Origin of the sequence: Shewanella marinintestina (genome assembly GCF_023283845.1) — a bacterium.
Lineage (GTDB): Bacteria > Pseudomonadota > Gammaproteobacteria > Enterobacterales > Shewanellaceae > Shewanella > Shewanella marinintestina.
Genome location: NZ_JAKILC010000020.1, coordinates 17,932 through 30,044 on the forward strand (window position 1 = coordinate 17,932; position 12,113 = coordinate 30,044).

The window sequence follows — 12,113 nt, forward strand, 5'->3', positions numbered from 1 at the left end:
GAAAGAGCTAACTCACCATAGATAAACACTTAAACATGCATGCAAATTAATATCTGAGCCATATAATGATATCTATCATCTAGAATATAAAATTTAATCGAAAGAACCCGTTGTCGATATCTGCATCATCGATAATGAAGTGTTGCCAACCAAGCTCTATTTGCCAGTTTGGGCTTAAGGTCCAATATAATGATATATCGCTAAAAGGGTCATATCCGTTACTGCTAGTTGTTGTGAGCTGTTGATTTACAAAGCTAATTATGTCGCTTTTCCAGAACCAGATACCACCACCAACTTTCAAGCCTATAGGTTCATTGAATTGCCAAACATAGCTCATGCCTATATCAAAGCCCGCTGCTGATAGTGGCCCTAGGTGAGAAACCTGTTTAGCAGCTTGCTCAGGGAAAAGAGTAAAACCTTTGGCGTTGAAGTGATAGTCACCTAGATTTTGATAACCAAGATTGACTTGCCAATTTGAGGTTATCTTATATGCAATGCCTATGCCCCAGCTAAAATCGTTTGGGTCTGTTGATATTTCATTATCATCTATTCCTGCACTCTCTAGCTGAGTTTGCGTTAGCGTCGTTGATGTTTTGCTATAGCCTGTTTGCATGTTAGCAATCCACTCAGCTTGAGCTGGACTACAGACAATTAAACTAAACATAAGGATTGATATTGGCCGTTTACAGTGTCTGAATAATCCTATAGTGAGTAAAGCAACTAGCGCAAGGATGTTAATTGAACCGCCACTGCTTTCATTTGTAATAGTGATTTCTTTATAAGCATTTATTGTCACGTTAAGTACTCCTTCTGCTTCAGCCTCAAGTTGGTCTTTAACACCGTAAGTCACCTTGTCTACACCTTCGAAACCTTGCTTTGGAGTATATTGAATTTGGTTATCAGCCGTAATGCTAGCAAAACCAACTTCCGCACTAACAAAAGTCAGACTGATATTTTGGCTATCAATGTCATTAGAGAGCACATCTACAATGATGCTCGTTCTGTCATTAGTCGATGCATTATCGTTTACCGTTATCGGTGCTAGATTCACTTTTACAGAAATGTAAATTAGTGCAGTGGCACTATTTCCCGCATCATCGATAACGGTATAGCGTACTTCGTCGTCGCCCAAATAGCCTTTCGGTGCTTGATATTCCAATATCCCATAATTGTTAATATTCGCAGCGCCAAGCCGTCCTTGAACGCTCTGGAGCGTAAGGCTGCCTCCTTCTGGGTCATTATCATTTAATGTTGGGTCGAAGATCAGTAAGCTAGTCTCGAACAATTCAAGTGCGTCATCGTTTGCCTCTGGAGATAAGTTATTTATATTGGTTGTGGCTATGCCACCGGGATCTGTAATGTTGAAGTTAGCTTCACCGTCATCATCATTTGGTCCGCCATCAACGATGGTTAACTGAACACACCAAGCACCTTCAATTAAGCCTATTTGCCAGCTACTTTCTCCAGGTGAAGGGCAGTATCCGGGTTCACCTAAAGTACTGTATATGTGGTTATTGTCATCTTCAACAAAGTTGTACCACCCGTTAGCTTTATTGTATTTTCGATAAACAGCATCATTAGGGATGGCATTTGTAAGTGGCATAACAATACGGTATTGATTGCCTTGAACAGGCAGTCCACTGGCGACAAAATCAAATACGCCACTGGTAAAACGATATTCACTGTCTGCTGGTAATATATCGCTTTCATCAAGGAGGAGGGTGTTTTGTTTGCCACCAATGGCAATGCTGCCTACTTCAATACATACCCCTGCTTCTCCTTCAATAAGGTATTGCGCTTGTTCATCTTCACTTTCAGGCTGAACATTACAGCTTGGTAATGCATCCATGAAGTTAGCAATACCATCGAGATCATCGTCACCAAAACCTTCAATGTTATCAGGGATCATGTCGCCGTCACTGTCTGTATTATCGAGTGTGGGTAAGTTTGATACTAGATTTAGGTTGTGCTGAGCCAGAGTCGTTAATAGTCCGTCTGATACCTCTACTTTTATTTGGTAGTAGCCAAGTTCAACATCGGTAGGATCAAAACGTATAACGTCGTTTGATGGGTCTAAATCTTGGATTTGTATATTGTTAAAGTCCCATAGGATACTCAACTGGTCATTCTGGTTAATATCCAAGTATTTAGCTGTAATGCTGATCTCTCCTCCATCTTTAGAGAGTATAACGCTCTGCTCACCATTTTGAGTGACATCTAGCGATACCTGAGGAGCAACGTTGTGGTTGACGATATGCAAAATATGGTTGGGTTTATAACCACTATTGACGACATCATCGAGAACCAGTTCTAACTTTTCATCGGATTCACTAATCTCATCATTAAGGATCGCAATTTCTAATGTGACTTCTCTTCCTGATGTGATGACTGCTTGCTGGCTAGTCAGGCGGTAATCTGCATCTATTTGTGCATTTCCTTCAAGAACAAAGTCGATAACAACCGGGTATTGTGGTGAGTCACCATTCAAAGATAGAGTGACAAACGCTGATGTACCTTCTAAAACCAATTGATCCTTATGGAAGTTAACCAAGGGATAAACGTCCACCTGTTGGCTTGCGACTTTCGTGTTGCCATTGTTGTCAGTGGTTTCCCAGTAGACAAGGTGACGACCGGGTTGGAATAGAGGTTGACCATATTTAAGGCTGACAGGTAGAGGTTCTCCTTCACTGTCAAATGCCGTAGCAACACCTAGATCGACGCGTGTGAATAAGCCTTGAGCTTGGACGCTTACAGCCTCTGGTACAGTTAGTGTGGGCAGAGCCTCATTGTTAGGAGTGATTTGCAGATTTACTTCTGCTTGGCTGCTTTCACCATCAGGATCAACAATTAAGTAGCTTAAGTTAATATCGCCAGTCATACCTGAACTTAAGGTCAGTAGTAACTGTTCATTTTCTATTTCTACGTTGCCTAAGCTCGACTCTGCACTGACGAGGGAGAGTATATCTTCATCGATATCTTCATCGTTGGCTAATACAGGTAAACGGTACTCTCCGCTTGGTGTATAGTCGAGATCAAAGGTGTCATCTTGTGCATAGGGAGCGTCGTTTACGGGAAGTATTTTGATGCTCACTTTAATAGGGGATGAACTGGATTGTTGATCGCTCACGGTGACAGTGAAGTTGTCATTACCGTGGAAGTTTTCATTGGCTTGATATGTCCATTTAGTGCCACTTGTGTCAAGGGAGCCTTGTTGAGGCTGATTAATTAGGCTAATAGTTAACTTGTCGCCTTCATCATCTTTTGGATCTAGGCTAAATACCAGTTCAGTGTCCTCTAATGCTTCAAACTGAGTACTGCTTAGGGTCGGAGTATCATTGATATTGATCACTTCGATACTAAATGCTGGCAAACTTGCAGATGCGGTTGTGCTGTCGGTGACGCTGATAATGATATTACTGTTTATGCCCACATCGTCATTGGTAGGTGTACCTGACAAACTACCATTGGCGCTGTTAAAACTTGCCCAGCTTGGTTTATTACTGATCGTAAAGTTGTGAGTGTCACCATTGTCGGTATCAAGTAGCGTTGGAGTGAAACTATAAAGACTATCTTCATCGACAGAGCTGGCTGGAACACCTGTGATAACCGGAGTGAAGTTATATGCTTTATGTACACTATCTGTGGCTTCAGCACCTTGGTTTCCTGCTTCATCGGTTAATGAGAGGGTTAGCGTAAGTGTGCCTTCATTTAAGCCGCTGACATTAATATCGCTCACGCTCTGAGGGTCACTGCTAATGATACCGCTGCCAGTAATTGAGTTGCTACCATCACTTATCTGATAGACATAGCTTTCCCCACTAACGCCTCCTGTGATGATAAAGCTAAGTGCAGACTCATTATTAGCGTCAATATACTCTTGTTTTATCTCTACTTCGTAGTTAACGGGGGCTGACGTATCTATGGTCACTGCGTTGGAAATGGTGACCACTTGGGTGTTGCCAGCAAGATCGACTGGTGAGAGGTGGGCGTCATAAACACCTTCATTTAAGCTGTCTGCTAGCTCGTTATCTAACCAGTTACCGCTGTTGATATCACTGAAACTGTCGGCATCGAAAGGCCCAAGTATGGTGCTGTCGTCAGCCTCCAAAGTGAAAGATAAGCTAGCTATTCCTCCTGCATCGGTCACAGTACCTGTAAGCGATGGCGTGGTATCGACACTTGTGATCGATGTGATGTCTGCACTTGGTGCAATATTGTCATGGGTTAATGTAACAAGATTGACAGCTTGAGCACTGTTACCTGCGCTATCTTTAGCGATAACTACATAGTTAGTCTCCGTGTTATCGGCTAACGAGAGGCTGATATTCCAGCTATTTGCCGTAACAATACTCGATGTAACAGCTGTATTATTGTCGGCGATACCATTGTTATCCGCATCTTGATAGAGACCGACCGATACGCCATTTTCACTCTGACTCCCTTCAATGGTGATGGCTGTTGTGGATTGATAGATTGGAGATATTGGACTTAAGATGACGGCATTATCTGGAGCGATAGAATCTTCAAGAAAACTTCCTATGGCCACATCTGAAATATTGCCCGCAGTATCTTGGCTACGTAATACAAAGTGATTATCAGAATCTTGGTTAAGGTTGAGTGTCAGTGACCATGACCCCGAATTGGTGCTACTGCTGGCTAAAGGTGTATTACTGTCGGCAATACCATTAGCATCGCTATCGGAGAGTGCAACAATGGTGATCCCATCTTCTGGGTAATCGGTTTGAGTTAAGCTGATGCTATCGGCATTAATGGTTTGTGATGGTTGAAGCGGTGTTGCCGATGCTGGAGCCAGCGTATCGACCAACAAATTTGTTTCTGTTAATGCTATAAAATTAAAGTCTACAGCGTTTCCGTTGGCATCTTGAGCTGCATCTGAGTTGCTTTGAACTGATGTTAGAGTGACACCATCGCTGTCATTATCTCCACTAATAACATCATAACTAAAGGTCAAGTTGGATGAGTTATGTCCACTGGCATAAACTGCCGTTCGACTTGCTCCACCAATTAAGAGAGTGGCGGTGGAGTTAGAACCAGTTAAAATAACGTTATCATCAAACTGTACTGAGACTGTGATGGTTTCACCCGCTTTTAAGTGGCCTGTATTTAAGGCCACTGATTGAACTATTGGACCTAAGGCATCTTTAGTGACGGTGTCAGTTACCGCTGCAGCTGAATTTCCGTTTATATCTGTGACTACAACAGAAAGGGTCAACGTGCCATCACTGAGTGAGGTCACATCGATATTGGAGATGCTGTCACTTGCTGAGGCTAAAGTGCCAGTGCCATTGACGCCAGCTCCACCACTGGAATTGATGGTGTAAGCGAAGCTTGCTCCTGCTTCAGCCCCCGTAAACGTGAAGCTTAGTGCGTTATCATTTGATTCTAAGATAATGCCTTGATCAATACTGACACTGTGGCCAGTTGGCGCAGTACTGTCCTTGGTGCTGCTGTCATTAACCGCACTCGCACTGTTCCCTGCAATATCGGTTAGTATTAGGCTAAGGTTGAGAGTGCCATCTTCAAGGCTGCTTACATCAATATTGTCTATGGTGTCTGTGGCCGTGGCTAAATTACCATTACCGGTAATGGGTGTACCACCACCTGAACTACTGAGGTTATAGGCATACAGGCTAGCAACCTCACCAGCGGTGAAAGTGAAGCTGATAGCATCTTCATTGCTGCTGTTGACCGGATTTTGGGTGATTGCCACGCTATGACCTGAAGGCGCGCTGGTATCCACTTCAATACTCAAAGCTGTGCTTACAGGTGAGTCATTACCTGCAGCATCGGTTTGAAAGGCTTTAATCGAATGACTTGTACTGGACAGAGTGGGCATAGATGTAGACCAGCTTCCACTGCTGACACTTGTGGTTGTTGATACTTCTCCACCATCTAAAATTCCATCGTTATCTGTGTCACTAAAGAGGGTAAGGGTTGCGCCTGTTTCACCATTACCTGAAATCTCAGGGGTTTGATCTGAGGTAATATCATCACTGTCACTGCTACCTGTATCTGAGCTGGTACTCATATCTAAGGCTGCGGGAGTTGCTGGCGCGGTGATATCATACTCAATGGTGTTATCTGTACTGGTGCTGGCTTGGTTGGTTGCGCCAAATGTATCTGTTACGCCTCCTGCTAACACCTGAGCAATAATGTCACCTTCGTTGGCACTGATATTGGTTGTAACTGTAAAGCTAGTACCTGAGCTTGCTGAAACAGAGGTAACACTGGCAGTGACATCACCGCTCAGGTTGATATCTGTTACGTCAAAGCCAGAAATAGACTCATTAAAGAGCACATCGAATACTACGGTGGCATTGTTGGTTGGATCGTTTTGACCACTGCTTTGATTAATGGTCACAGTAGGCTGAGCATTAACCGTGAGGGTCATGGTGTTATCACCTGCTGCATCACCAGTTCCATCATTAACATTAAAACCAAAGATTGAGCTAGTACTGCCATTTGGAAGATATTTAAGAAGGTTTGAATCTAGGTTGGCCTTACTTATCGTGGCATTGGTTGCTAGTGCAGATTCGGCATTATTAATCGTGCCACTGCTATCACTATCTATCCATAAACTGCCATTAACAGGGGCTGCAGTTAAGGTTATATAGTTGAGCGTGTCGCCCTCAGGATCGCTGTAACCAAAGTCAGCTGTTGCTATGGTAAGCACTTGTCCCTCGTTGGGCAGTAGTGTGTTATTAGTGCCCACAGGCAGATCGTTGAGAGCGCTTACTACGACTGTGGTATCGATATTACCACTACTGCCACCATCCCCATCTGTGAGGAGAAAGCGTACCGTTCGCGTTGACTCAGTAGGGGCAAGATTATCGCTATTTTCATAGGTGATTGCGCGCACCAGTGACTGTACTAGGGCAGGTGTGGCACTGGCGTTGAAGGTGACGGTAAGGTCGTTTCCTTCAGATATGGCGTTGGTAAGGGTACCGATATTGGTCGCGCTAATGGTGATACTGGCACTCGCTAACCCTGTTGTGGTGACAGTGTTGTCAAAACCAAGAATATCTTCACTAGCATCTTTATTGGTGGGGATTGTAACCATCAGTGTGCCGCTATTGAGGTTAATTGAATCTACATCGGTAACCGTCGCATTGGCGGATATGTCGATATTTTGCTTACCATCACCTTCACTGTAATTAAGATTATCACCAGCGAGATTGCTCAGGCTTGGGTTGTCATTAACAGTAGCAACTGTCACTGTGATATCAGCATTAGCTGATGTGCCACCATCACCATCATTAATAGTTAAACGGACATTTCTTGCGCCAGTGGTTGGGTTATCAGTATCGCTGTTTTGGTAAGTTAATGCTTGTACTAAAGTCTGGACATGAGCTGGGGTGGCTGATGAGTTTAAGTTGATGACAAAGTCATTGCCCGCGGCAATGTTATTGGCCAAAGTTCCTATTGTGCCAGGGCCGGTGATAGCGACGTTACTTCCCGCTGTTGTACCAGCTAAAGATACTGTGCCACTAGTATCAATAGAGAGGATATCTTCAGCGGCATCCTCACCTGAGGTAATAGTGAGGGTTAGGTTACCGGCATTGAAATCTGCGCTGTCACCATCGGTGACAGTGGCTACAGTCCCTTGATCTATTATTTGACTTCCGTCACCTTCACTATAAGTAAAGCTATCACCATTGAGGTTAGCGGTTATTGGGACGGCGTTGGGAATAACAGCAGGGCTCACATCAATATTATCTAAGTTGATTAAGATGTATCCAGCGACATTCTCATTGTTTCCAATTCTTATCTCGTCAATATTTTCGAAATGGCTGGTTGCTGGTGTAAATGTTTGAAATCCGGTAAGCCCAGTTTGATCCCATGATTCAGTGCCAATTAAGCTATTATCCCTATAGGCAGAGACTCTGTAGATATCATCCCCGCCTGCGAACTCTAGTTGAAAGGTGACTAGGCTAAATTCACTGCCATCAGTAGTGAAAAAATTAATAATATTTGAGTTATTGCCAGCATCGTCGTTACCTATGGCTCCACCACTTATCAAGCCAATAAACTCCTCTCCCGACCCACTGACATCTTGGTCGAAAGTAAAGTCTCCATGAACATACGGTTGACCAAGGCTTGCATTTGCTGCCACACCTGTAAAGTCCACATCGGCAGCACTGTACGCTAATGGGGAGAAGAGAGCCGATGCAAAAAGTGTCATTGTGGGGAGTGATAGCCTGTCCATGGTGTCATCCTGGTCAATATTAAAATAGAGCAGGTAAACTGCTCTGGGGACTTAGTGAATGTATTATCGTTAACTTCTTGAAGGGAAAAGTCCCTGCATCGCGATAATAAAGTTGACCACCTGATAAGGTGGTAAGTTGTTTACGGCGCTGTTATGGCCAGTTGGCTGAGTATTGCCACTGAGTTGGGCTGTGGTATTGAGCTGTGCTTTAAAGGGTTTCATATTGCCATTTGACTCAGAAGCATATGAGGGTACTGCGCGCGAGCCTGAAATCGCCGTCGCCATATAGTTATCAATCGGTGAGTCTTGTGTGGCATTCTCGCTTGAAGCGGGAATACTGATCCCGAGCTCAGCAGAGATCGGTGCCTCTATATTCGTTAGCGAGTGCACATGAGAGGGCATATGGTTAATATTTAACGTGTTGGTTTGGCTCCCTGACTTTTCTCCCATTTTTCTAGGTGTGAGTCCTGGTCCTGATCCTTGGTGCATTGGAGTGCGACCGCGGAGCTCGGGTAAACCAAACGTAGTACGGCCATCGCCACCAAATTGAGTGCCAAGCAGAGAAAACATGGCTTGGTTTTGTGAGATAGCGATTAATGCACCGTCACATTTTGCATAGCCAACAGGGGCAAAGTTAAACCCCACCATCTTGATCTCGCCGATAAAAGGTTCTGACATTGTTACTCTCCTAATCTTGTTATTTTCATCTTTTTTAGTATGTTGGGTACAATCCACCGACAACATATAGGTGACCTAACATGGATGGTTTACAACTCGCTTCACTGGAACTCAAGGCTCATAGCGAAGCAGACTTGCCCTTTTTACTGCAGCTCTATACCTCTGTTCGCCGCGATGAGTTTGCCGCAGCTAATTGGCCTGAGTCGCAATTAAATCTTTTTCTATCTGAGCAGTTCAGTGCTCAGTACCACTACTATTGTCAGCATTACAGCACTGATAAATTCGACATTATCTATTTCCAAAATCAAGCGGTCGGTCGCCTGTTTGTTGATTACTGGCTGGACGAACACCAAGAGATCCGTATTGTCGATATCTCTTTGATGCCTGAGTATCGAGGGATCGGGATTGCCAGTTGTCTGTTGGAACAGTTATTTATTGAAGCTGAAGCCTTAGGTTTAACCGTGAGCATACATGTGGAGCGAAATAACCCAGCTAGAGTGCTATATGAGCGTTTAGGCTTTAAGTTAAAAACGCAGACGGACGAAGTGTATCTGCTGATGGAGTGGAGAGCGGAAAATAGAGTAGCTGCACAACTCATACCTTAAGCTCCACTTCTCTGTTGATCACGATCTCATATTGAGTTTCTGAGATGGCTGAGCAAAATAGCCACTGTTTGCCAATGATTGGATGACTGAAGGTGTAACACCCTTGGGGCACACGATTTGGTAAGGTGTCTTTAAGGCGTGTGGTAAAGCTCTCATAGTCTTGACAGTGGGCAGAGCCGGTAACAATTTCATCTATTATGAGTTCAAGTTGATTACCTTGGGAGTCTTCAACATTGACCGTTTTGCCAATAAGTTGCTTGAAACTTTGATAAGAGGGGATAAGCGCATTCATTGCGTGAGTAGTCAAGACAGAATCCTTTTGTCTAACGTTGTTAACATCCTTGTCAAATTTAAAGTAGCTGAAAATATAGCGTTTGTCTAAATATTAAATGAGTGAGATTCGATTTAAGCAAAACTAAAAGCGAGATAAGTTCGACAGTCAGTGATAGTCAGGTTAGGTTAATGTTTAAGCGGTTATTCTACAGAACGATATTAGGAGGGCTTTACACTGATGATGAATAAATATATCTCGATAGTTGTACTTGGATTGTCGCTATTAACGGCGTGCAGTTCAACAGATAGTGCTGAGCGAGCATCTGCGACTCGAACAACTATGGTTATAAGTGGCGATTTGAGTTTAATTAATAGCCACTCAAAAGCTTTTAGTTGGCATCCAACTATGTTTGCTGTTCACGCAAATGATACTGTAGATAGTGAAATGGTTATTCAACATATGCAAAAAGCCATCACTAATGTAATGCAAAAAAAGGGTTATCACTTAGCAAATCAAAATGAAACCCCTAGTGTTCTAGTCGGTTATGGTTTGGCTTTAGAATCAGAAATGAGTGATAAAGAGATATTAAAGAAAGCGGGATTAGTAGCAGGGCTTTCTACCGCAGGTGTTGATGATAAGTATGAGAAAGGCTCAGTGCTAGTCGCGCTATTTAATCCTATGAGCCCTATGCCAGTTTGGCGTGTATTAGCCCAAGGTTTTACTGAGTTGGATAAAACGACTGAGCAGCGAGAACAACGTTTTGAGGAGTTACTGTCAAGTATGTTAAAACCTGTACCGGTACACTAGCTTCCAAGATTAAAAGGCTTTTATGATTAAATTTGAGCGATTTTAAAAGTGATAATTTTCATTTACGTTAAGCAGGACTATATTTTCTTTAGGAGATAAGTATACAGGACTACCTAAGGACAATAGATGAAATGGATAAATCTTACGGCATTTCTATTTGCGCTCATTGTTGGCCAGGCTGTTGCTGATGATTGGCAAAAAATTGGCGAGAAAACAGTTAGCTATAAAACTGAAACCGATAAAGTTAAGGTGAAAAAGGCACAACAGCGGATAAGTCATATTAAGCTTAAATGCATTCAAGGCACTGTGAATTTAGATCAAGTGGTTTTTAATATGATTGACGGCAGTAATAAAAAGATCAATAACCTTGGCGTGTTAACCAAGGGGGTCTCAAGCCGTAGTATGAGTGTGCCAAGTGGAGATTTAAAGTCTATAGAATTGACTTATGATAGCGTTGGTAGTCAAACTCTTGGAGTCGTTGGAGCGACTAAAAAAGCTAAATTACAGATAATGGCTAAAGGGGCGAAAAATTAAATCGGCTCGTTATCATTGGTCGCTTTATTGCAACCTCTATTAAATGAGCCGATAAAATCTTTCTACTTCAGCTTATTATAGGCTTACACTTATCTCGTAAGAGCCAAACTTACGCATGTTTATCACTCCAGTATCAAAAATTAAATACTGGCCTTTTATACCTAGTAATATGCCTGATACTTCTGGGTTTTTATCAAAATTATGTGAGCTGATTTTGGTGGGGAAGGTCTCAACTGGATAGTTAATAGTTTGGATAGACTCATCTAACGGCGTCACAGAAAATTCACCATGCTCGGCAGTAATAACTTGCAAGCGCTCTGCGATTTGTGGAATAAGCGTTGCCGCTTGCTCTTTTAAATCGATGTCATCTGCATTGCCTTTAAGCATAGTACGCCAGTTTGTTTTATCGGCGATTAACTCTGCTAATGCGGTTTCTACTAATCCAGATAGTAAGCGGGTTTCCACTTTAAAAATAGGTAAGCCCTGAGTTGCGCCTTGGTCTATCCAACGCGTTGGCAGCTGAGTATGGCGGGTAATACCTACTTTAATACCGGAAGTATTCGACAGATACACATAATGCGGTACAAAGCAGTTCGCTTCACCCCAAGATGGCTCGCGGCAAGTCCCTGCAGCAAAGTGACAGGTTTCTGGCTTCATGATGCACATGTCGCAGCTTGCAAGCTTCTGCATACACACGTAACAATGGCCTTGCGAATAACTCTTCTTGGTTTTTTTGCCGCAGTTACAGCAAAGGATTTTCCCTGTATGAGTCAGAGTTAACTGACTGCCAATTAGCGGATTAAGATCCAATAACTCTTCGCCAACAGGTAGTTGATATTGCACCACGTTATTCTCATCTAAGTGGCTGCGCATTTTTCTTAATGTTCCAAGCATGACATTTCTATTTTTATCAGTATTTGTCTTAGTCTAACAGATTGTTAATCCACATTTGGAATGGTTTTTTCGATTGCTTTAGGCAAAGGATCTC

The 12,113-nt window shown here is 43.0% G+C and carries 7 protein-coding genes; 3 read left to right on the plus strand and 4 right to left on the minus strand.

Features of this window, described 5'->3' with window-relative positions; genetic code table 11:
- Positions 1-79 precede the first annotated feature (79 nt).
- On the minus strand, positions 80-8,227 hold the full coding sequence (locus tag L2747_RS18120; protein ID WP_249000410.1) for an Ig-like domain-containing protein: 8,148 nt from the start codon (positions 8,225-8,227) through the stop codon (positions 80-82).
- A 69-nt stretch (positions 8,228-8,296) separates the two neighbouring features.
- A complete protein-coding gene (locus tag L2747_RS18125) occupies positions 8,297-8,905 on the minus strand; it encodes a phage tail protein (RefSeq protein ID WP_249000411.1) in 609 nt (202 codons plus the stop codon).
- 80 nt (positions 8,906-8,985) lie between these two features.
- Between L2747_RS18125 and L2747_RS18130 the strand changes: the two genes are divergently transcribed.
- The gene (locus tag L2747_RS18130; protein ID WP_249000412.1) at positions 8,986-9,510 is read left to right on the plus strand and encodes a GNAT family N-acetyltransferase; all 525 of its coding nucleotides are present in this window, start codon (positions 8,986-8,988) and stop codon (positions 9,508-9,510) included.
- Here L2747_RS18130 and L2747_RS18135 read toward each other — a convergent pair.
- Entirely contained in the window at positions 9,500-9,817 is a 318-nt protein-coding gene (locus tag L2747_RS18135) for a DUF6916 family protein (RefSeq protein WP_249000413.1), read from the minus strand. The two genes, L2747_RS18130 and L2747_RS18135, sit on opposite strands and share 11 nt — an antisense overlap.
- Positions 9,818-10,021: 204 nt before the next feature.
- On the opposite strand from L2747_RS18135, the gene L2747_RS18140 reads away from it, so the two are divergent.
- Together L2747_RS18140 and L2747_RS18145 are read left to right on the plus strand one after the other, a co-directional pair.
- A complete protein-coding gene (locus L2747_RS18140) occupies positions 10,022-10,591 on the plus strand; it encodes a DUF4136 domain-containing protein (protein WP_249000414.1) in 570 nt (189 codons plus the stop codon).
- A gap of 126 nt (positions 10,592-10,717) precedes the next feature.
- The gene (locus L2747_RS18145; RefSeq protein ID WP_249000415.1) at positions 10,718-11,125 is read left to right on the plus strand and encodes a DUF2541 family protein; all 408 of its coding nucleotides are present in this window, start codon (positions 10,718-10,720) and stop codon (positions 11,123-11,125) included.
- Positions 11,126-11,200: 75 nt separating this feature from the next.
- On the opposite strand, the gene L2747_RS18150 is transcribed toward L2747_RS18145, so the two are convergent.
- Positions 11,201-12,019, minus strand: coding sequence for a DUF2797 domain-containing protein (locus L2747_RS18150; protein WP_249000416.1), 819 nt, complete (start codon positions 12,017-12,019; stop codon positions 11,201-11,203).
- Between the last annotated feature and the right edge of the window lie 94 nt (positions 12,020-12,113).

Bases quoted from the DNA above. Each gene is read 5' to 3' on its own strand.
- L2747_RS18145 (WP_249000415.1), top strand. From the start codon at position 10,718: ATGAAATGGATAAATCTTACGGCATTTCTATTTGCGCTCATTGTTGGC.
- L2747_RS18130 (WP_249000412.1), top strand. From the start codon at position 8,986: ATGGATGGTTTACAACTCGCTTCACTGGAACTCAAGGCTCATAGCGAA.
- L2747_RS18140 (WP_249000414.1), top strand. From the start codon at position 10,022: ATGATGAATAAATATATCTCGATAGTTGTACTTGGATTGTCGCTATTA.
- L2747_RS18125 (WP_249000411.1), bottom strand. From the start codon at position 8,905: ATGTCAGAACCTTTTATCGGCGAGATCAAGATGGTGGGGTTTAACTTT.
- L2747_RS18120 (WP_249000410.1), bottom strand. From the start codon at position 8,227: ATGGACAGGCTATCACTCCCCACAATGACACTTTTTGCATCGGCTCTC.
- L2747_RS18150 (WP_249000416.1), bottom strand. From the start codon at position 12,019: ATGCTTGGAACATTAAGAAAAATGCGCAGCCACTTAGATGAGAATAAC.